This is a genomic window from Oceanobacillus phoenicis, from assembly GCF_047238145.1.
Taxonomy (GTDB): domain Bacteria; phylum Bacillota; class Bacilli; order Bacillales; family Amphibacillaceae; genus Oceanobacillus.
On the sequence record NZ_JBDFME010000001.1, the window covers coordinates 2,476,726 to 2,497,804 of the forward strand.

Sequence of the window (21,079 nt, forward strand, 5' to 3'; positions counted from 1 at the left end):
TATATGTACGGATAATCTTAAGGAGGTAAGGTTATGAGCATGAAAGCTCCAAGAGGAACTATGGATTTATTACCGGAGCAAACAGCAAAATGGCAATTTGCTGAAAATAAAATTAAAGAGATATGTCATAATTATCATTATCAAGAAATACGCACTCCCTTGTTTGAACATACTGAAGTATTCCAACGAGGAGTAGGAGATACAACCGATATTGTTCAGAAAGAAATGTATACTTTTGAAGATCGTGGTGGAAGAAGTCTTACATTACGTCCAGAAGGAACTGCTTCTGTAGTTCGAGCTTATGTTGAAAATAAGCTATTCGGAAGTCCGAATCAACCAACTAAATTATTTTATTTCGGTTCCATGTTTCGTTATGAACGTCCTCAAAAAGGTAGAATGCGTCAGTTGAATCAATTTGGCACAGAAGTTATTGGTAGTGAGGATCCAGCCGTGGATGCAGAAGTAATGGACTTTGCAATGACCATCTATAAAAGTCTTGGTTTAAAATCGGTAAAACTTGTTGTTAATTCATTAGGTGATCAAGAAAGTAGAAAATCGCATCGTAATGCATTGATCCAACACTTCGAACCGTACAGGGAAGAATTATGCCATGACTGTCAAAATCGTCTAGATAAAAACCCATTACGTGTTCTTGATTGCAAGAAAGACAGAGAGCATCCTGCTATGAAGACAGCTCCTAAAATAAGTGATTACTTAAATGATTATTCTAAAGCTTATTTTGCAGATGTAAAGGCATATCTAGATGCTTTGGATATTGAATATGTAGTCGATCCAAACCTTGTGCGTGGGTTAGATTATTACAACCATACTGCTTTTGAAATTATGAGTGAGGCAGAAGGGTTTGGGGCAATAACAACCCTTGCAGGTGGAGGACGTTATAATGGATTGGTGGAAGAATTAGGTGGTCCTATTTCACCTGGAATTGGTTTTGGAATGGGCTTAGAAAGGCTTTTAATGGCGCTTGAAGCTGAAAATATAACACTACCTATTAATCAACAACTTGACTGTTTTGTTGCGAATATGGGAGATGGAGCTAAGCTGGAGGCAACAAAGATAGTGAAAAAGCTTCGTATGAATGGAATACAAGCTGATATGGATTATCAAAAGCGCAAAATGAAAGGGCAATTAAAAGCTGCAGATCGTTATCAAGCTAAGTTTGTCATTGTTCTTGGTGATGATGAAATTGAAAAACAGGAAGTTACTTTAAAAGAAATGTCTACAGGTGATCAAAGTAAGGTTTCCATGTCTCAATTGGTAGATGTATTTAAGGAAAAGTTGAATGGAGGAATAACAAATGAGTGAAAGATTAATGGCGGGAAGACTGACTGAAAAAAACATAGATGAACAAGTGCTGCTTAAAGGTTGGGTTCAAAAACGTCGTGATCTTGGCGGGTTAATTTTTATTGACCTTCGTGATAAATCAGGAGTAATACAAATTGTCTTTAATCCTGACCATTCAAAAGAGGCTTTGGAAACAGCAGAGAATATTCGTTCAGAGTATGTAATCGAAATTAATGGCACGGTCGTTGCTCGTGATGAATCAACTGTCAATCCTGCAATGAAAACCGGTAATATTGAAGTTAATGCTTCATCGATTCAAATTTTGAATAAAGCAAAAACGCCACCATTCACAATTCAAGATGAGACCGACGTTTCTGAGGATGTTCGACTTAAATATAGATATTTAGACTTGCGCAGAAATTCATTACAAGAAACATTTCGATTACGTCATCAAACAACCCAATCTATTCGAAACTTCTTAAATGACAATGATTTTATGGAGATGGAGACACCAATTCTTACGAAGAGTACACCAGAAGGTGCAAGAGATTATTTAGTACCTAGTCGAGTACATCCGGGTGAATTTTATGCTCTACCTCAGTCTCCACAGTTATTTAAACAATTAATCATGATGGGCGGATTTGAACGTTATTATCAAATTGCAAGATGCTTCCGTGATGAAGATTTGCGTGCAGACAGACAACCTGAATTCACGCAAATCGATATAGAGACATCATTTTTAACTAGTGATGAAATCATGGATATGACGGAACATATGATGAAAAAAGTCATGCAAGAAGTGAAAGGTATAGAAATTTCTTTACCATTACCACGTATGCCTTATCAAGAAGCGATGGACAGATATGGTTCCGATAAACCTGATACACGTTTTGGTCTAGAGTTAATTCATGTTTCCGATTTAGTAGTTTCCTCTGGCTTTAAGGTTTTTTCTCAAGCAGTAGATAATGGTGGGAAGGTAGCTTTATTAAATATAAAAGGTAAAGCTGAAAACTATTCTCGTAAAGATATTGATAAATTAACAGAATATGTAAAAGTTTATGATGCCAAAGGGCTTGCATGGTTAAAGGCTGATGAAAGTGAATTGAAAGGTCCTATTGCAAAATTCTTATCTGTAGAGGAAATTGCAGGAATTCGTGAACGCGCAAATGTAGAGCCAGGAGACTTATTGCTATTTGTAGCGGATAAAACGAATGTTGTATACGATAGTCTAGGAGCTTTACGTCTTCACCTAGGTAAAGAATTAGATCTAATTGATGAATCCAAGTTCCATTTCTTATGGGTAACAGATTGGCCACTTTTAGAGTATGACGAAGGATTAGGCAGATATTTTGCTGCACACCATCCATTTACATCTGCCGTTGAAGAAGATATAGATAAATTAGAAACTGATCCTGCAAGTGTACGTGCAAATGCATATGACTTAGTTTTAAATGGATTTGAACTTGGAGGAGGTTCAATACGTATTCATCAAAAGGAACAACAAGATCAAATGTTTCATGTTTTAGGATTTTCAGAAGAAGAAGCTCGCAGTCAATTTGGCTTCTTATTAGATGCATTAGAATATGGTGCACCTCCACATGGAGGTATAGCACTTGGTCTAGACCGTATTATCATGTTGTTAGCGGGTAGATCGAATCTACGTGATACCATACTATTTCCAAAAACAGCTTCAGCCTCTGATTTGATGACTGCAGCTCCAAGTGGTGTTAGTGGTGATCAATTAGATGAATTATCTATTCAATTGAACTCAGTAGAAAAAGAACAATAAAATATCGTTCAGCTGACCTATTGTTTACAAAAAATATATATGCTAATATGAACACACAATATAATTTACTCTACGTGTCATCCTGATGTGTTCGTCTATTAAAAGTATTTTGACCGAACAACTGTAAAATTGGGAGTTTAATTGGTTTTTAAGGTGCGTGCAAGCCTAAATTGTAGGAGGCACAATATCTTTAAAACAGGACACCCACCTGCTGGTAGCGGGATCAAAGCTTGAAGTATGACGGCACAATCGGGATTGAGCGTATACATAGAATTGACTGTCAAGAAATTTTCTTGGCAGTTTTGTATTTTATTCATAATATATTATTACAATATAAAAAAGAGAAACTAGAAATCACCTAGTTTCTCTTATCTTTACTATTAATTTGAACCGTGAGCTAGTTGTTCTAAATTACCATTCTTATCCATTCGGAAAGCTGGAGCAACAAAACCATTTTCATTATCATTAAAAACAGTCATTTTTCTTGCACGATCCATTATTTGGATAAATGTTTGATAATCTTCTTGCATAGTAGCTAGTTGTTTTTCGGTATCCGCTAATTTATCTTGTAGTTCTTCTACTTTTGTTTTTAGAGATGTATTCTCATGTTCTATGGATACCAATGCAGATTTTGATTGATTGGAAGCATGATAGTCTTTTTTTAATTCTCGTAAATAATGTATGACAGTATCTAAATTAATAGTTGGTGTAGAGTTAGTTACCGGTTTTGGAGAAACATTATGCTCTACTTCTTCTATGCTAGAAGAGAATGTTGCAGGTTGTTGTGTACTGTACGTTTTTTTCATGCCTGCACTAAGCGCTCTCTTCTTCTCTTTTCGTTGTCTTTTAGCTAAATCAATTGCATTGTCATATTTCATACGTACTTCTGCGTTCCAACGGAATCCACATGCAGCAGAAGTTCTATTTAGCTTATCACCAACTTCATCAAACGCATTTAACTGAGTGCTTCCTTCTCGAATATGACGAAGAACAGTTTCTGCTAGTAATAAATCATCTTCATGTGACCATGCATCTTGTCTTACTTTTGCCATTTGAATCTTCACTCCTCTTTTTTAGAAATCAATAGAAATTGTGTATAGTAGTTTCTATTGTTTCCGGAAAGAAGTGTTAATATACGTTAATTCTTCCTATCTCGTTGAATTTTTTCATAAACTTGTTTTAGCGCTTTTTCAAACTTACCTGTATCTTTTGGCGAATAATAGATTCGGTTTTTGATAGAGTCAGGAAGATATTGTTGATCTACCCAAGCACCAGGATAATTATGAGGATATAAATATTCTTGTCCTCTTCCTAATTTTTCTGCTCCTTTATAGTGAGAATCTTTCAGATGAGCAGGGACATCGCCGCTTCTACCACTTCTTAAATCACTTAATGCTGCGTCTAAAGCTTTATAGGCAGTGTTCGATTTGGGAGATAATGCAAGTTCTACAACAACATTTGCAAGAGGTATACGAGCTTCAGGAAATCCTAATCGTTCTGCAGCCTGTACAGCAGCTACTGCTCTTGGACCAGCTTGCGGGTTAGCGAGCCCGATATCTTCATATGCAATTACAATCATACGTCTTGCAATACTATCGAGGTCTCCAGCCTCAATTAAACGACTTAAGTAATGAAGTGACGCATCTACATCACTTCCGCGTATTGACTTTTGAAAGGCGGATAAAACATCATAATGCGCATCCCCATCTTTATCATGTGAAAAGGATTTTTTTTGCATACATTCTTCTGCGATATCTATTGTTAACTCGATGATGCCAGCTTCCGTTGGTGGCGTCGAGCTTATCGCTAACTCTAAACCATTTAATGATGAGCGTAAATCTCCATTCGCTGCTAAAGCCAGATGTTCAAGTGCATTTTCCTCTATATGAAGATCATATTGAGAGGTTTCATTATGTTGTACTATTGCACGATGTAATGCAGTTTTTACGTTCGCAATCGTTAAACCATGTAGTTCGAATAAATGACAGCGGCTTCGTATTGCCGGATTAATAGAGTGATACGGATTACTCGTTGTACAACCAATCAAAGTTAGTAAGTTGCTCTCTAAATGAGGGAGTAGAAAATCTTGTTTTGCTTTGTCTAGTCGATGTACTTCGTCGAGAATAAGTACCATCTGTCCTCTCATTTTTGCTTCTTCTACTACTATTTCCATATCTTTCTTTTTATCCGTTACCGCATTTAATATTTTTAAAGGAAGACCGACACTATTTGCCAGAGCGTAAGCCATAGAAGTTTTCCCCGTCCCTGGTGGTCCAAAAAGAATCATGGATGATAACATGTTTGCTTTTACCATCCTGTCAATTATTTTCCCTTGACCTACAAGGTGTTCTTGTCCTATAATTTCATCTATGTTTTTCGGGCGCATACGATATGCGAGCGGTTGATGATTCATGATAAATCGTCCTTTTTATTTCTATTTTATCCTTCAAGCTTATAGTGGATTCTACTGAAATGCAAGAGGATGGTTGTCATGATATAATAACATGTAGAATGAATTAGGAACGAAGAATTTGAGGTGTCCATAAATGAAGATATCAACAAAAGGTAGATATGGTTTAACGATTATGATTGAGTTAGCACTTCATTACGGAGAAGGTCCAACTTCTTTGAAAATGATTGCAAAAGAAAATAATCTTTCAGAGCATTATTTAGAGCAGTTAGCTTCTCCACTAAGAAATGCAGGTTTAGTAAAGAGTGTGCGTGGAGCTTATGGTGGATATATGTTATCGAGAGAACCAAAATCGATTACAGCAAGTGACGTCTTGAGAGTTCTTGAAGGCCCTTTAACTATTGTAGAAGGAATGGAAGAAGAAAAACCAGCTCAACAGTCCTTGTGGTTAAGTATACGAGATGCGGTTAAAGATGTTTTAGATAAAACTACGTTACAAGATTTAGTAGATCATGAAAATGATGAACCACGTGATTCGTATATGTTTTATATTTAAATAGCCTAGAGGGAAAGGGTTTTTTATCATGCAACCTATATATTTAGATCATGCAGCTACTACACCAATTGCCAATGAGGTTGTGCAAGCAATGGTACCTATTTATCAAGATGTTGTAGGTAATGCTTCAAGTGTTCATTCGTTTGGAAGAAAAGCTAGACAACATCTTGATCAAGCGAGAAGAGTTCTTGCACAATCTATTCATGCAAAAGAGAAAGAAATTATCTTTACGAGTGGTGGAACAGAAGCAGATAATTTAGCGTTAATTGGAACAGCAAAAGCGAATGTGCACAAGGGTAGGCATATTATTACCACTGTACAAGAACATCATGCTACACTTCATACTGCAGAAGAACTAGAAAAACAAGGTTTTACCGTGTCTTACTTACCAGTAGATGAAACAGGACGAGTTAATATAGAAGATTTAGAACAAGCTTTAACGGATGAGACAATACTTGTATCGGTAATGTTTGTAAATAATGAAACTGGTGTGATTCAGCCAATTGAAGAGATAGGTCAACGATTGCAATCACATCAAGCATATTTTCATACGGATGCGGTGCAAGCTTATGGTTTATTAGATATTGATGTTGATCAACTAGGCATTGACTTATTAACTACTTCTGCTCACAAAATTAATGGGCCAAAAGGAATCGGTTTTCTGTATGTGAGAGAAGGCACAGCTATAAACGCAGTGTCATATGGTGGCGAACAGGAGCGGAAGCGTCGTGCTGGAACAGAGAATATACCTGGAGTCATAGGATTTCAAAAAGCGGTTGAATTATCAATGCAAAATAAGAATGAACGTTTGAATCGTTATCAATCGTATAAACAAATCATTATTCAAACATTAGAAGAAAATAATATAGCATTTTCTATTAATGGAGATAAAGAGCACACGATTCCATCGATTATTAATATTAGTTTTAATGGAGCTAATGTAGAAGCGATGTTAACTAATTTCGATCTTGATGGTGTTGCTGCTTCAAGTGGAAGTGCATGTACGGCCGGGAGTGTTGAGCCTTCTCACGTATTAGCGGCGATGCATGGTGAAGGAAACCCAATTACAACGAATTCTATTCGATTTAGTTTTGGTAGCATGAATTCATTGGAAAATATACAAGAAGCAAGTAATCGAATCGTTAAGGTTGTGAAGAGATTAATTAAATAAAGGAAGGAACGATCATGAAAAATAACAAAGATATACGCGTAGTTGTTGGAATGAGCGGAGGCGTTGATTCTTCTGTAGCTGCTTTACTACTAAAAAAACAAGGCTATGATGTTGTAGGTATCTTCATGAAGAATTGGGATGATACTGATGAATTTGGTGTATGTACAGCTACGGAAGATTTTGATGATGTTGTACGTGTTTGTAATCAATTGGATATTCCGTACTATTCCGTTAATTTTGAAAAACAATATTGGGATAAAGTATTTACGTACTTTTTAGATGAATATAAAGCAGGAAGAACACCGAACCCGGATGTTATGTGTAATAAAGAGATTAAATTCAAAGCATTTTTAGATCATGCATTAGCTCTAGGAGCAGATTATTTAGCAACCGGGCATTATGCACAAGTTCGTCGAGATGAAGACGGACGTGTCGAAATGCTGAGAGGTAATGATGATAATAAGGATCAAACATACTTCTTAAATCAATTATCTGAAGATGTACTAAAAAAAGTGATGTTTCCATTAGGTCATTTACCAAAATCAGAAGTTCGTAAAATTGCAAAAGAACATGGATTAGTAACGGCAGAGAAAAAAGATTCTACCGGTATTTGTTTTATTGGTGAACGGAATTTCAAGGAATTTCTAAGTGAATATCTTCCAGCACAGCCAGGTAAAATGCAAACATTAGATGGTAATGTAAAAGGTACACATGATGGTTTAATGTATTACACACTTGGTCAACGTCAGGGCCTTGGTATCGGGGGATCAGGGGATCCATGGTTTGTGGTAGGTAAAAATCTAACTGACAATATTTTATATGTTGGTCAAGGATATGAAAATGATTATCTATATTCAAATGCACTTGTAGCTACAGACATTAACTGGATTCAGCCAGACAAAATCACAGATTCATTTACATGTACTGCTAAATTCCGTTATCGTCAACAAGATAGTGAAGTAAATGTAACTGTGAGATCAGATAATGAAGTATATGTAGCATTTATGGAAGACCAACGGGCAATTACTCCAGGGCAAGCAGTTGTATTTTATGACGGTGATGTATGTCTTGGTGGAGGAACTATAGATACAATTATTAAAAATGACCACAAATTAGATTATGTAGGATAAATGGGTGAATCAATAATGGACAAGAACCAACAAGCAATTAGTCTAATGAAAGAGAATAAGTATCAAGAAGCAGCAGCTCTTTTTAATGAAGTAATTGAACAAAATCCAGAAGACCCAACCGGTTATATAAATTTTGGGAACTTATTACTCCAGTTAAATGACACTGAGCGAGCAAAACGTTTTTTTGAAAAAGCCATTGAACTAGATAAACACGCTGCGACGGCTTATTACGCATTAGGGAACTTATATTTTGATAAAGAATTGTTCTCTCAAGCACAGCAGTATTTTAAGCAAGCAGTTGAACAAGGTTTAGAAGAAAGCGATGCTTACTTTATGCTTGGAATGAGTTTGAAGAACGATGAACAAATCAAACTGTCCCTACCATATTTATTGCGTGCGACGGAACTCTCTAAGAACGATGAAATAATATTATTCCAATATGGTCTTGCTCTTGCTCAATTGGAATATCTAGACGAAGCTGAAAAAACATTTTTACAAGTTCTAAAGCTCAATGAAGAACATAGTGATGCTTATTATAATTTAGGTGTTATTTCACTATTCCATGATAATGCTACTGATGCAATGCGTTATTTTGAACAGGCATTGGAGATTCAACCTGATCATGTGCTGGCTGCAAATGGTAAAAAAACGGTATTGGCATTTTTAGCAGATCAGGAGTAAAGATAAAAGGGTATATTTTTAAGGGGTTATTAAAATGACAGAACAAATTATGTCCGAAGAACAAAATATGCCTTTATACGCTAAAGGTACCGTTCTTGCTACAATATTTCAAAATGCAGCCGAACATTTTTCGATTGTTCGTGTCGAAATAGATGATACGAATTTGGCTTATGAGGATAAAGAAATTATTGTAAAAGGATATTTTGATACCCTTCAAGAACAGACTGCGTATTGTTTTTATGGTGAATTAGAAAAGCATCCACGGTACGGAACACAATTAAAGGTTCAGTCATATGAAACAATAATACCAAGTTCAAGAGATGGTTTGATAAGTTATTTATCAAGCGATCTCTTTTATGGCGTAGGAAAAAGAACTGCAGAGAGAATTGTAGATAAACTAGGTGAACAGGCAATATCAAAGATTTTAGATAATGATGATACTTTAAAAGGAATTAAAGGATTATCCAATGAAACAGCGGAACGACTGTCAAATCGACTTAAGGAAAACCAAGGCTTTGAACATGTTGCTGTTCATTTGGCGACCTATGGAATAGGATTGAAAATGGCTCAAGTTATATATCAAACATATAAGGATGAAGCCATAGAATTACTAAAACAAGATCCATATCAGTTTGTGTTTGATATTGAAGGATTTGGTTTTCGAACAGCAGATCAAATAGCTACTCAACAGGGTATAGCGGGAACACATGAAAGTAGAATTGGGGCAGGAATTATCTTTGTTTTACAGCGAGCCATTCAATCTGGTCACGTTTATATGCCTCTGCGAACGTGCCTTGAGGAAGTGGTTGATTTATTACGTATTGCAGCAAGTGATATAGAGATAGTTTCTCAAGTTTTCAATCATTTAAATACAGCAAAGAAAATTATCGTCATTGATGAAAAGGTTTATCTACCTTCCCTTTACTATGCAGAAGATGGTTTCGCTGCTAACCTAAAGCGAATTTTAGATAATCCAATGGAAGAAAATATTCCTATGGCAGAAATGTTAAAGATTATTGGTTCGATTGAAGAAGAAGAAGTCTTAAGTTACGGAAAAGAACAATTTGATGCTATTAATCATGCAATTCATTCTAAATTAATGATATTAACAGGCGGGCCTGGAACAGGAAAAACGACTGTGATAAAAGGGATTTTAAAAGCGTATGCTGCCTTGCAAAAATTATCTTTAGATCCAAAAGATTATAAGAATAAATCAGATTTTCCATTTGTACTTACAGCTCCTACAGGTAGAGCTGCAAAGCGTATGACAGAATCCACAGGAATACCTGCAGTAACCATACATCGATTATTAGGTTGGAACGGGATTGGGAGCTTTGAAAAAGATGAACATGAACAAATTGATGGAAAGTTATTAATAGTAGATGAATTTTCTATGGTTGATATTTGGTTAGCAAATCATTTGTTCAAAGCTATACCAGCAGATATGCAGGTGTTATTAGTAGGTGATGAAGATCAACTTCCGTCTGTAGGTCCAGGACAAGTTTTAACGGATCTTATGCATAGTAACTTGTTACCAACAATCTCTCTTCAAGAGGTGTATCGGCAAAAAGAGGGCTCAAAAATCATTCAGTTAGCTCATGAAATTAAACAAGACAATTGTACAGTAGATTCTTTATCTAATGATCGAGATTTTAGTTTTATCTCATGTAGAGAATCTCAAATGATTGAAGTTATATCTTCTATTATGAAAAAAGCAAAAGCAAAAGGAATTGATTTGAATAATATTCAAATTTTAGCTCCTATGTATCGTTCCCAAGCAGGAATTAATATCATTAACCAGGAACTGCAAAAATTAATAAACCCACCAACAGAGAAGCATAGAGAGATTCATTACCAAGATGTCATTTACCGTACTGGCGACCGTGTCATTCAACTTGTCAATCAACCCGAAGATGGTGTTTATAATGGAGATATTGGTGAGATTGTAGCGATATTCAACCCAGAAGAGAACACAGAACATGAAGAGCAAATTGTTATTGCTTTTGAAGATCGCGAAGTTGTTTTTATTCGTAAGGACTATAATAATTTTACACACGCTTTTTGTATATCGATTCATAAATCGCAAGGAAGTGAATTTCCGATCGTACTATTACCGGTTGTATATGCACATCACCGTATGTTAAGAAAAAATTTATTATATACTGCGATAACAAGAAGTAAAGAATCACTGATTATATGTGGAGAACAATCCGCTTTTATAAAAGGCGTAAACACCAAAGATACAAATCAACGGAATACTTCATTAAAGGATGCTTTAGTCTCAAGAATAGAAAATGAACCTGTAAAGGTAGAAGTCCAACAAGATGATGAAGAAGTATCTCCATATGACTTTATGTAACCAGGTATAATTATAATTTAATTGGGCAAAGATAGTAGCAATAATTCTATAAAAGAGGGGATATATATGCTACGTTGCCCAAATTGTCATGGAAAGCAAATTGGTAAAATTGGTTCCCAAGACTATTATTGCTGGTCTTGCTGTATCGAATTGACTGTATCCGGTGATCAAATCAACGTTAACCAAATTGAATCAGATGGTAGCTTAAGCTCATTAGATGATCTATTTACATTGGAAGAACGACGCTTGTGATATACTCCCAGCTTTAAAATGAAAAATAGCTGAGGAGTGTATTTATGTGGAAGAAATTTGACCGGAAAACAATCGTCTACTATCTCGTAATAGGTATCTTAGTCATTATCTTTTTTTATTTATTTGTTATAACTGTGCCCTATTATAGCGGATTCTTTACGTTTGTTGGAAAACTATTAATTCCATTTATTATAGCAATGTTAATTACTTATTTATTACATCCAGTCATTGAGAAATTACATCAACTTCGTATTCATCGAGGAATAGCTATTCTACTTATCTATCTTATTTTCTTTGGTGGAGTTGGTTTGTCGATTTATTTGGGGTATCCAGTTATTGTTCAGCAAATAACTGAAATAAGTAAAAATATACCGGAGTTCTTTTCACTTTATGAACGTTTAATATTACAAATTTATGATTATACTTCTTTTCTTCCTGAAGGTGTCCATGACCGAATGGACGATATGATAGCATCGATTGAATCACGAGTAGATCAATTACTTTCGAATTTAGTTGGTGGCTTTGACGGTTTAATGGACAAAGTGATTATTATTACCGTTATTCCTGTTCTTGTCTTTTACTTTTTAAAAGACTTTAAACAAATCTTTTCTTTTTTGGGGAAGTTTATACCTTTCCGGTATCGAGATGATACGAAGGGGTTAATGAAAGAGCTGGACAAAGGATTAGGAGGATATATCAGAGGTCAATTAATCGTTAGTTTGTTTGTAGGAATTGCATCATTTCTGTTATTTATGATGATGAAGATACCCTATGCATTATTATTAGCGATTATATTGGCGATTGTAAATATTATCCCTTATTTTGGTCCAATTATTGGAGCCTTCCCTGCAATTACAATTGCTTATACAGCAGGGGATGGCGGAAAGGTTTTACTTGTTATATTAGCGATATTTATATTGCAAATTATCGAAAGCAACTTATTATCACCATATATTATGGGGAAAACAATTCGAATTCATCCAGTGGCAATTATTTTTGCACTATTACTAGGTAGTCAACTTGGAGGAATTTGGGGAATGATCATGGCTGTACCAATTCTGATGATCATAAAAGTTGCCGTTGAGCAATTTAATGAATTCCGACGTACCTAGATTGACTATTATGATTAAATTTTATATAATTGCGCTAGCATAATAAGGCTTATCACGTAGAAGGTAAAAGTACATGACTGTAGTTTTTTTAAAGAGAGGCGTTCCCTAAGGCTGAAAGGAACACTAGAGCAATTTTCATGGAAAGCTATGCCTGAGTACGGCTAATCACCGTCGGTATCACACCGTTAACATGACTCAAGTGGTGGATAATTAAACTTTATCCATAATTAGGGTGGTACCGCGATATCTCGTCCCTGCATGATGCAGAGAGGGGATTTTTTTATTGGGCGATAAGTTTAGAAGGAGGATAAAAAAATGAAGTCACTAACGTCAGCAGAAATTAGACAAATGTTTATCGATTTTTTCAAAGAGGAAGGACATTCTGTAGAGCCAAGTGCATCACTTGTACCTCACGAAGACCCTACATTATTATGGATAAATAGTGGAGTAGCTACATTAAAAAAATACTTTGATGGTAGAGTTATTCCAGAAAACCCTCGAATTGTTAATGCACAAAAGTCCATTCGTACCAATGATATTGAAAATGTTGGTTTTACGGCAAGGCATCATACATTCTTTGAAATGCTAGGTAATTTCTCAATTGGAGATTATTTTAAAAAAGAGGCAATAGAATGGGCATGGGAATTCTTAACGGATGAAAAATGGATTGGTTTTGATGAAGCATTACTTTCTGTTACTGTTCATCCGGAAGATGATGAAGCGTATGATATTTGGTTAAATGACATCGGAATTCCAAAAGAACGTATTATTCGTATCGAAGAAAACTTTTGGGATATTGGTGAAGGACCAAGTGGTCCGAATACAGAAATTTTTTATGACCGCGGAGAGTCATATGGTAATGATTCAAATGATCCTGAACTTTATCCTGGAGGAGAAAATAACCGCTATTTAGAAGTTTGGAACCTTGTATTTTCTCAATTTAACCATAATCCAGATGACACGTATACCCCACTTCCTAAGAAAAATATTGATACTGGAATGGGATTAGAACGTTTGGTATCTATTATCCAACAAGTACCAACTAATTTTGAAACAGATTTATTTATGCCAATTATTCGTGAAACAGAACGTATTTCTAACCGAAAATTTGGTAACTCGGATGCAGAAGACACTTCCTTTAAAGTAATTGCAGATCATATTCGAACTGTTAGTTTTGCTATTGGAGATGGAGCAATGCCTTCTAATGAAGGTAGAGGTTACGTTCTTCGTCGATTAATTCGCCGTGCAGTAAGATTTGCGAAGGACTTAGGTATTAATCAACCATTTATGTACCAGTTAGTATCAGTAGTAGGAGACATAATGAAAGATTTTTATCCAGAAGTTCAAAAAGATACCGATTATATTTCTAACGTTATTAAAGTGGAAGAAGAGCGATTTCACGAGACACTAAATGATGGATTAAACATCCTAACATCCATCATAGAAGAAGAACGTAAAAAGGGAAGCGAGGTATTCCCTGGAGAAGAAGTATTCCGCCTTTATGATACGTATGGATTCCCGAAAGAGTTAACAGAAGAATATGTGGAGCAACTAGGCTTTACTGTGAATCAATCTGGTTACGAAAAAGAAATGTCCAAACAACGAGAGCGTGCAAGAAGCGCACGTCAAAAGGTTGATTCTATGCAAGTGCAAGATACGATTTTTACTGAGACAAAAGTAGATAGTACGTTTATTGGCTATGATCAATTGCATAAGGAAACTACTATTGAAGCGATAATAAAAGATAAGAAGCAAGTTGAAGAAGCAAATCAGGGAGATATACTGTACGTCTTCTTAAAAGAAACACCGTTTTATGCAGAGAGTGGTGGACAAGTAGCTGATAATGGATGGATGTATACAGAAAATGCTTCTGCCTATGTTTCCGATGTTCAGAAGTCACCAAATGGACATCATATCCACCAAATCGAAGTAAAAGAAGGTAGTTTCAAACTAAATGAATCTATTCATGCTGCTGTGGAAACAACTTTCCGAAATCATGTCATTAAGAACCATACAGCTACCCATTTATTACATCAAGCACTAAAAGATGTATTAGGCAGTCATGTAAACCAAGCAGGATCACTAGTACGTCCAGAAAGACTTCGATTTGATTTCTCTCATTTTCATCGTGTTACAACAGAAGAATTACAGCAAATCGAACAAAAAGTAAATGAAAAAATTTGGGAGTCCTTACCTGTAGCAATTGATAGTAAGAAAATTGACGAGGCAAAAGAAATGGGTGCAATGGCTTTATTTGGTGAGAAATACGGTGATATTGTTCGTGTTGTTCAAATTGGTGACTATAGTATTGAATTATGTGGTGGGTGTCATGTAATAAATACTTCGGAAATTGGTTTGTTTAAAATTGTACAGGAATCAGGAATCGGAGCAGGAACACGTCGTATCGAAGCTGTGACAAGTAAACAGGCATATGAATATTTAAATACAAAATTGGATCTTTTAGATAACAGTGCTCAAAAATTAAAAACTACAGATGAACAATTACCTGAACGTATTGAAGGATTACAGGTTGAATTAAAAGAAACACAAAAACAAGTAGATTCGTTAAGTGCTAAGTTATCTAACTTAGAAGCGTCTTCGATTCTTGATGAAGTAAAAGATATTTCTGGGGTGCCTTTACTTGCACAAGAAGTGAACGTGAAAGATATGAATCAATTACGTTCGATGATGGATGAATTGAAACAAAAACTTTCTTCAGGAGTTATTTTACTTGCGGCTGAAAACAATGGTAAAGTTCAACTAGTAGCTGGGGTAACAAAAGATATGTTAGATAAGAACATGCATGCTGGAAATATTGTGAAACAGGCTGCTATTGTTTGTGGCGGTGGTGGTGGTGGCCGTCCAGATATGGCTCAAGCAGGAGGAAAAGACCCTTCTAAAATCAAAGAAGCTCTCCAATCTGTCGAGCATTATATAGCAGAAAACGTCAAATAATCTTGATGGTTGTATGTTGATTAGGAAAAAAGTATAATAATAACCACAAACATGTTAAAATATTTGTAGAAGGCAAATTGGGATGAGGTGTCACGATGAGTTCAATTGATAAAACGATGAAATTCAATTTTTCAGAAGAACCATTTGATCAAGATATTAAAGAAATCTTGATGACAGTACATGAATCACTGCAAGAGAAAGGATACAACCCGATCAATCAGATTGTAGGGTATTTATTATCTGGTGACCCTGCGTATATCCCGCGGTATAACGATGCCAGAAATTTAATTCGTAAGGTAGAACGTGATGAAGTAATTGAAGAACTTGTTAAGTTTTATCTAGAACAGAACAGGGAGACTAAATGAAAATAATTGGCTTAGATGTCGGCTCAAAAACGATTGGTGTTGCAGTTAGTGATGCGTTAGGGTGGACTGCTCAAGGAATAAAAACCATTCGATGGGATGAAAATGATTTGTCCTCTGCCGATGAAGAATTAGCAAAAATAATAAATGAACATGAAATAGGAAAAGCTATTATTGGATTGCCTAAAAACATGAATGGTACAATTGGTGAGCGAGGAGAAGCATCTCAACGTTATGCCAAACATGTTGAAAAAGTATTTTCAATTCCCGTTGATTTATGGGATGAACGTTTAACAACAATGGCAGCTGAACGTGTTCTACTAGAAGCAGATATGAGTCGTAGTAAGCGGAAAAAAGTTATTGATAAAATGGCTGCTGTCATGATTTTACAGGGATACTTGGATCAAAAATAAAGTTTATTCCTACTAAATTCAATTGTTTGTTGAACGAATCAGGCTTTTACTCTGATGTTGACCTTCTTAATTACAATTCTTGAAATGAGGTCATACATCCAGTTAATCTGCTAAAAAGGAGGATCCATATGACTTTAGAAGAAAAAGAACGAATTATTATTCCAGATGAAAATGGGGACGAGCATTTATTTGAAGTGTTGTTTACGTTCGATGTAGATGAAACGGAACAATCCTACATCGCAGTAGTACCTGCTGAACAAGCTGAAGAAGAAGAAGTTGAGGTATATGCATTTCGATTTGAAGAACAAGACAATGAAGACTTTACACTTTTCCCAATTGAATCTGATGACGAATGGCAAATGGTAGAAGAAATGTTAAACACTTTAGCTGAAGAAGAAGAAGCTTAATACAACAAAATATTGTAAGCTGGTGCCTTTATGGGCATCAGCTTTTTATATGTTAACCTCTAAACACCTTCTTGTTTCCTATATCTCTGACAGACGTGGTCTTGAGTTTGTACGGCTCAAGCCCGATTTATGAAGCTTTTGATATAATAATGGAATATGTTGGCGTTTTTTAGTATAATATAGCGGATGGAAGGGGGATACATAGTGTCGAATAAAGAAAAGCAGGGTGGCTTCTTTTATAATATGAAAAAACGTGCAGAAGAGGCTTCTACTGTTAGAAAAATTGTATCCATAATTATTATCGCAATGGTGCTCATATTAATTATTGGTGGAATTTCAGGTTATTTATATATTAGTAGTTCTTTAAAACCTGTAGACCCTGACAGTGAAGAAGAAGTTACTGTAGAAATTCCTATGGGCTCGTCAACATCAACGATTGCGAATACACTAGAAGAGAACGGAATTATAAAAGATGCTAGAGTTTTTCGTTTCTATACAAAGTTCAATAATTTAACGGAATTTCAAGCAGGGGAGTATACGTTTACTCCAGCCATGAATTTTAATGAAATTATTGATTCACTGCAAACAGGCAGAGTGGTTATGGAAGCAACTCATAGAATTACAATTCCTGAAGGTTTAACCGTGGATCAAATTGCAGAGATCTATAGTGAGAATTTAGACTTTACAAAAGAAGAATTTCTTGAAAGAATTAACGATGAAGTGTATATAGAGGAATTAATTGAAAAGTATCCGGATATATTAACGGAAGAGATATTACAAGAAGATATACGAACACCTTTAGAAGGATATTTATTTGCGTCTACCTATGATTTCTATGAAGAGAATCCTAGCATCGAGACAATTATTGAAAAAATGCTTCAACAAACCCAAACTGTATATAATCGTTATCGTGAGCAAGTAGAATCAACGGAATTTACTATACATGAAGCAATTACATTTGCAAGTATTATTGAAAAAGAAACAGCCGCAGAGGAACAACGTCCTCAAATTGCTGGTGTTTTCTACAACCGTATAGAGGATGAAATGAAATTACAAACCGATCCTACTGTTCTGTATGCATTAGGGGAACATCAGGAAGTAGTTACATTTGAAGATTTAGAAGTAGAATCGCCTTATAATACGTATCTTGTTGAGGCACTTCCTATTGGACCTATTTCTAACTTTGCGGAAAACTCGTTAAAAGCAGTGGTTGAACCAGAGGAATCTAACTACTTATACTTCCTTCATGATTCAGAAGGAAATCTGCATTTCGCAGAGGATTTTGAACAACATGTAGAGAATAGAGAAGAATATATTAATTAAACGGAGTTGTGGAGAGAATATCTCTTCACATTCCGTTTTCATTTAGATGAGAGGGAATACAATGGATGATACGATATCACATTATTTAGCAAGTTTAACTCCTAATTCTCCTGAATGGGCAGAGCAACTTGAGCTTGTTGCAGAAGAAAATAATATACCGATTATGGACAAAACAAGCATGCATTTTGTACAAGTATTGTTACAAATTCACCAACCAAAACGGATTCTAGAGGTTGGGACTGCCATAGGTTATTCGGCATTACGAATGGAAGAAAATGCTCACCAGGCTTCCATCGTGACCATTGAAAAGGATGAGACACGTTACAATGATGCAATCGAAAATATAAGTAAGCTAAACAAAAATGATTGCATAAAGGTCATTCATGGAGATGCTTTGCAAGAAATGATCCAGTTGAAGGAAAATCATGAGAAGTTTGATACGGTTTTTATTGATGCGGCAAAAGGACAATATGGCAGATTTTTAGAGCTAGCCGATTCAATGGTGAAAAATGGTGGATTAATCATTACGGACAACGTATTATTTAGAGGGTTTGTTGCAACACCAGAGGAGACACCTAAACGTTTTCGTAGTATGGTAAAGAAATTACGAGATTATAATGAAAAACTAATGAACCATTCACATTATCAAACCTCAATATTACCAATTGGTGATGGAGTAGCAATTAGTTACAAGAAAGAAGAAGGAAATTAGGAGGAGCAAGGCAATGACAAAGCAAAAACCGGTAGTAATTGGAGTAGCAGGAGGAAGTGGATCAGGAAAAACTTCTGTCACCCGTTCCATTTGTCAACGATTTACAGAAACATCGATTCTGGTAATAGAACAGGATTATTATTATAAAGATCAGAGTCACTTACCATTTGAAGAAAGATTGAATACTAATTATGATCATCCATTGGCGTTTGATAATGATTTATTGATAGAACATTTGCAGCAATTAATGAAGAATGAACCGATTGAAAAACCTGTTTATGATTATAAAATTCATACACGATCAAAAGACATTATTCATGTGGAACCAAAAGAAGTTATTATTGTAGAAGGTATATTAATACTTGAAGATCCACGATTAGTTGATTTAATGGATATAAAGGTTTATGTTGATACTGATGCAGATTTACGAATTATTCGTCGTTTAATGCGTGATATCAAGGAGCGTGGTAGAACATTGGATTCGGTAATCGATCAGTATATCCAAAATGTTCGCCCATCACACCTGCAATTTATTGAACCAACAAAACGTTATGCTGATATTATCATACCTGAAGGTGGACAAAACCATGTTGCAATTGATATCATGGCTTCTAAAATAGAAAAAATATTGTCTAGAGGGTTATAATTAACGGAAAGATATATTGAAAATTAATAATAAATCTGCCATAGTAGGCATTAGTATATTGTAAATGTTTCCAGCATAAGTTGTAAGACTTATTTAATTGGAAAGTGAAAAGAAGGAGTGTAGAGAGATGACAGTTGAAAAAAGCTATTACATGACACAAGAGGGGAAAGATAAATTAGAGGAAGAATTACATTATCTAAAAACAGATCGTAGACAAGAAGTTGTAGAACGCATTAAAGTTGCTCGTGACTTCGGAGATCTATCTGAGAATTCGGAGTACGATGCTGCAAAAGATGAGCAGGCATTTGTAGAGCAACGTATTACGCAAGTTGAAAAAATGATTCGTAATGCTGTAATTATAGAAAATGATAATGATAATCCTAATATTGTATCACTTGGTAAATCAGTTTCTTTTGTGGAGTTACCTGATGGTGATGAAGAAACCTATAAAATTGTAGGAAGCGCTGAAGCAGATCCGTTTGAAGGGAAAATTTCTAATGATTCTCCAATGGCTACAAGCTTATTAGGAAAAGAAATCGGTGAAGAAGTAACCGTAGTAACTCCGGGTGGAGATATAGATGTACGAATTACAAATGTAGAGTAAGTAGTAAATGCCTGTAGAGTGATATGCTTTATAGGCATTTCATTTTGATAAGTGAATAGAAGTAAATACGAATATAATAACCTTAAATTCCCTATTAGAAACGAATGATATAAAGTATTGTTACCGTTATAATATTTTTATACGTAAAATTAGTTGTCACTACAAGATTACGGTAGTATGCTACAATTATAGAGATGGGGAGGTAATCTGATGAGTCGTGATATGAATCAAACGAGATCGGATAAATTTGAAAAAAGAAGAAAAAGTACAAAAGCCATAACAATTGGTATAATCGCAGCTAGTATACTAGTTATTATTCTCCTCGGAATTTGGGTATTTGGCGGTACTGGAGGAGAAGAACAAAATGCTGAAGAAAATGAAAACACTTCTTCAGATGAAGGTTCTGATTTCCTTATAACTGAACCAGATGAAGAAGAGGATGAAAATAATAATTCCACAGACAATGAAGAGAGTGGACAAGATGAAGAAAATGAATCATCAGAAGAAAATAATGATAATGATGAACAGGATAATGAACAAAACAATGTAGAAACAGAGTCAGCGGAACCATCGGATGATAATGTTTCGGAAGCATATACAGGTAATTGGGAGCCGATTGGCACCGAACAAGAAGGACCGCATACAACGATATATGATGATGGTTCTCAAGATAGAATTGAAATTAAAGAAGCAACTTCTATGGTAACAAATATTGATCCAGACAATATGGTGGAATGGCGTGTCGAAAATGGCGGTGATCAAAAAGTAGTTGCTACTGTGTCAGATATGGATGAAACGAAGGTGTTCCGAGTATACCTTCAATGGGTTGATGGAGAAGGTTGGCAGCCTACAAAAGTAGAAGAGCTAATCGAGAATGATAAAAAATAGATTTTGG

20 protein-coding genes and 1 other RNA gene are annotated in these 21,079 nt (G+C 35.4%); 19 read left to right on the forward strand and 2 right to left on the reverse strand.

The window, feature by feature from the left end; all coding sequences use genetic code 11:
- Positions 1–33 precede the first annotated feature (33 nt).
- The 3 genes from hisS to ssrS all read left to right on the forward strand — a co-directional run bounded on the left by hisS (position 34) and on the right by ssrS (position 3,351).
- Positions 34–1,323, forward strand: a complete 1,290-nt coding sequence (gene hisS / locus ABC346_RS12240; RefSeq protein WP_413235108.1) for a histidine--tRNA ligase — start codon at positions 34–36, stop codon at positions 1,321–1,323.
- Complete coding sequence (gene aspS / locus ABC346_RS12245) at positions 1,316–3,091, forward strand: aspartate--tRNA ligase (protein ID WP_413235109.1); 1,776 nt, start codon at positions 1,316–1,318, stop codon at positions 3,089–3,091. Before hisS ends, aspS begins: the two co-directional genes overlap by 8 nt.
- A gap of 76 nt (positions 3,092–3,167) precedes the next feature.
- Positions 3,168–3,351: non-coding RNA, 6S RNA (gene ssrS, locus ABC346_RS12250), on the forward strand.
- Between the two features lie 120 nt (positions 3,352–3,471).
- On the opposite strand, the gene ABC346_RS12255 is transcribed toward ssrS, so the two are convergent.
- A complete protein-coding gene (locus ABC346_RS12255; RefSeq protein ID WP_413235110.1) occupies positions 3,472–4,143 on the reverse strand; it encodes an RsfA family transcriptional regulator in 672 nt (223 codons plus the stop codon).
- An 86-nt stretch (positions 4,144–4,229) separates the two neighbouring features.
- Positions 4,230–5,504 carry a replication-associated recombination protein A gene (locus tag ABC346_RS12260; RefSeq protein WP_413235111.1) on the reverse strand — a complete coding sequence of 425 codons (1,275 nt, stop codon included), beginning with the start codon at positions 5,502–5,504 and terminating at the stop codon, positions 4,230–4,232.
- A 133-nt stretch (positions 5,505–5,637) separates the two neighbouring features.
- Here ABC346_RS12260 and cymR point away from each other — a divergent pair, with 133 nt between their 5' ends.
- The 16 genes from cymR (at position 5,638) to ABC346_RS12340 (ending at position 21,072) form a co-directional block, all read left to right on the forward strand.
- Positions 5,638–6,057, forward strand: a complete 420-nt coding sequence (gene cymR, locus ABC346_RS12265; RefSeq protein ID WP_413235112.1) for a cysteine metabolism transcriptional regulator CymR — start codon at positions 5,638–5,640, stop codon at positions 6,055–6,057.
- A gap of 28 nt (positions 6,058–6,085) precedes the next feature.
- On the forward strand, positions 6,086–7,228 hold the full coding sequence (locus tag ABC346_RS12270) for a cysteine desulfurase family protein (protein ID WP_413235113.1): 1,143 nt from the start codon (positions 6,086–6,088) through the stop codon (positions 7,226–7,228).
- Between the two features lie 14 nt (positions 7,229–7,242).
- Positions 7,243–8,358 carry a tRNA 2-thiouridine(34) synthase MnmA gene (gene mnmA / locus ABC346_RS12275; protein ID WP_413235114.1) on the forward strand — a complete coding sequence of 372 codons (1,116 nt, stop codon included), beginning with the start codon at positions 7,243–7,245 and terminating at the stop codon, positions 8,356–8,358.
- A 15-nt stretch (positions 8,359–8,373) separates the two neighbouring features.
- Positions 8,374–9,039, forward strand: a complete 666-nt coding sequence (locus tag ABC346_RS12280) for a tetratricopeptide repeat protein (protein ID WP_413235115.1) — start codon at positions 8,374–8,376, stop codon at positions 9,037–9,039.
- A gap of 34 nt (positions 9,040–9,073) precedes the next feature.
- Positions 9,074–11,398: an SF1B family DNA helicase RecD2 gene (recD2, locus tag ABC346_RS12285; RefSeq protein ID WP_413235116.1), complete on the forward strand. Its 2,325-nt coding sequence runs from the start codon at positions 9,074–9,076 to the stop codon at positions 11,396–11,398.
- Positions 11,399–11,464: 66 nt separating this feature from the next.
- Positions 11,465–11,650, forward strand: coding sequence for a hypothetical protein (locus tag ABC346_RS12290; protein ID WP_413235117.1), 186 nt, complete (start codon positions 11,465–11,467; stop codon positions 11,648–11,650).
- A 44-nt stretch (positions 11,651–11,694) separates the two neighbouring features.
- On the forward strand, positions 11,695–12,762 hold the full coding sequence (locus ABC346_RS12295) for an AI-2E family transporter (RefSeq protein WP_413235118.1): 1,068 nt from the start codon (positions 11,695–11,697) through the stop codon (positions 12,760–12,762).
- A gap of 315 nt (positions 12,763–13,077) precedes the next feature.
- Complete coding sequence (gene alaS, locus ABC346_RS12300) at positions 13,078–15,717, forward strand: alanine--tRNA ligase (protein WP_413235119.1); 2,640 nt, start codon at positions 13,078–13,080, stop codon at positions 15,715–15,717.
- Positions 15,718–15,812: 95 nt separating this feature from the next.
- Positions 15,813–16,082 carry an IreB family regulatory phosphoprotein gene (locus ABC346_RS12305; RefSeq protein WP_011066404.1) on the forward strand — a complete coding sequence of 90 codons (270 nt, stop codon included), beginning with the start codon at positions 15,813–15,815 and terminating at the stop codon, positions 16,080–16,082.
- The gene (ruvX, locus tag ABC346_RS12310; RefSeq protein WP_413235120.1) at positions 16,079–16,492 is read left to right on the forward strand and encodes a Holliday junction resolvase RuvX; all 414 of its coding nucleotides are present in this window, start codon (positions 16,079–16,081) and stop codon (positions 16,490–16,492) included. The genes ABC346_RS12305 and ruvX overlap by 4 nt, the downstream gene beginning before the upstream one ends.
- Positions 16,493–16,620: 128 nt before the next feature.
- A complete protein-coding gene (locus tag ABC346_RS12315) occupies positions 16,621–16,899 on the forward strand; it encodes a DUF1292 domain-containing protein (protein ID WP_413235121.1) in 279 nt (92 codons plus the stop codon).
- Positions 16,900–17,103: 204 nt separating this feature from the next.
- A complete protein-coding gene (mltG, locus tag ABC346_RS12320; protein ID WP_413235122.1) occupies positions 17,104–18,222 on the forward strand; it encodes an endolytic transglycosylase MltG in 1,119 nt (372 codons plus the stop codon).
- 61 nt (positions 18,223–18,283) lie between these two features.
- Positions 18,284–18,934, forward strand: coding sequence for an O-methyltransferase (locus ABC346_RS12325; RefSeq protein WP_413235123.1), 651 nt, complete (start codon positions 18,284–18,286; stop codon positions 18,932–18,934).
- A 13-nt stretch (positions 18,935–18,947) separates the two neighbouring features.
- Entirely contained in the window at positions 18,948–19,580 is a 633-nt protein-coding gene (gene udk / locus ABC346_RS12330) for a uridine kinase (protein WP_413235124.1), read from the forward strand.
- Positions 19,581–19,707: 127 nt separating this feature from the next.
- Positions 19,708–20,184 (forward strand): transcription elongation factor GreA, encoded by a 477-nt coding sequence (gene greA, locus ABC346_RS12335; protein ID WP_413235125.1) that lies wholly within the window; start codon positions 19,708–19,710, stop codon positions 20,182–20,184.
- 210 nt (positions 20,185–20,394) lie between these two features.
- Complete coding sequence (locus ABC346_RS12340) at positions 20,395–21,072, forward strand: YrrS family protein (RefSeq protein ID WP_413235126.1); 678 nt, start codon at positions 20,395–20,397, stop codon at positions 21,070–21,072.
- Positions 21,073–21,079 lie beyond the last annotated feature (7 nt).

What these genes read in the sequence shown, in the direction of transcription:
- hisS (WP_413235108.1), top strand. Translation starts at nt 34, where the DNA reads ATGAGCATGAAAGCTCCAAGAGGAACTATGGATTTATTACCGGAGCAA.
- aspS (WP_413235109.1), top strand. Translation starts at nt 1,316, where the DNA reads ATGAGTGAAAGATTAATGGCGGGAAGACTGACTGAAAAAAACATAGAT.
- ABC346_RS12255 (WP_413235110.1), bottom strand. Translation starts at nt 4,143, where the DNA reads ATGGCAAAAGTAAGACAAGATGCATGGTCACATGAAGATGATTTATTA.
- ABC346_RS12260 (WP_413235111.1), bottom strand. Translation starts at nt 5,504, where the DNA reads ATGAATCATCAACCGCTCGCATATCGTATGCGCCCGAAAAACATAGAT.
- cymR (WP_413235112.1), top strand. Translation starts at nt 5,638, where the DNA reads ATGAAGATATCAACAAAAGGTAGATATGGTTTAACGATTATGATTGAG.
- ABC346_RS12270 (WP_413235113.1), top strand. Translation starts at nt 6,086, where the DNA reads ATGCAACCTATATATTTAGATCATGCAGCTACTACACCAATTGCCAAT.
- mnmA (WP_413235114.1), top strand. Translation starts at nt 7,243, where the DNA reads ATGAAAAATAACAAAGATATACGCGTAGTTGTTGGAATGAGCGGAGGC.
- ABC346_RS12280 (WP_413235115.1), top strand. Translation starts at nt 8,374, where the DNA reads ATGGACAAGAACCAACAAGCAATTAGTCTAATGAAAGAGAATAAGTAT.
- recD2 (WP_413235116.1), top strand. Translation starts at nt 9,074, where the DNA reads ATGACAGAACAAATTATGTCCGAAGAACAAAATATGCCTTTATACGCT.
- ABC346_RS12290 (WP_413235117.1), top strand. Translation starts at nt 11,465, where the DNA reads ATGCTACGTTGCCCAAATTGTCATGGAAAGCAAATTGGTAAAATTGGT.
- ABC346_RS12295 (WP_413235118.1), top strand. Translation starts at nt 11,695, where the DNA reads ATGTGGAAGAAATTTGACCGGAAAACAATCGTCTACTATCTCGTAATA.
- alaS (WP_413235119.1), top strand. Translation starts at nt 13,078, where the DNA reads ATGAAGTCACTAACGTCAGCAGAAATTAGACAAATGTTTATCGATTTT.
- ABC346_RS12305 (WP_011066404.1), top strand. Translation starts at nt 15,813, where the DNA reads ATGAGTTCAATTGATAAAACGATGAAATTCAATTTTTCAGAAGAACCA.
- ruvX (WP_413235120.1), top strand. Translation starts at nt 16,079, where the DNA reads ATGAAAATAATTGGCTTAGATGTCGGCTCAAAAACGATTGGTGTTGCA.
- ABC346_RS12315 (WP_413235121.1), top strand. Translation starts at nt 16,621, where the DNA reads ATGACTTTAGAAGAAAAAGAACGAATTATTATTCCAGATGAAAATGGG.
- ABC346_RS12325 (WP_413235123.1), top strand. Translation starts at nt 18,284, where the DNA reads ATGGATGATACGATATCACATTATTTAGCAAGTTTAACTCCTAATTCT.
- udk (WP_413235124.1), top strand. Translation starts at nt 18,948, where the DNA reads ATGACAAAGCAAAAACCGGTAGTAATTGGAGTAGCAGGAGGAAGTGGA.
- greA (WP_413235125.1), top strand. Translation starts at nt 19,708, where the DNA reads ATGACAGTTGAAAAAAGCTATTACATGACACAAGAGGGGAAAGATAAA.
- ABC346_RS12340 (WP_413235126.1), top strand. Translation starts at nt 20,395, where the DNA reads ATGAGTCGTGATATGAATCAAACGAGATCGGATAAATTTGAAAAAAGA.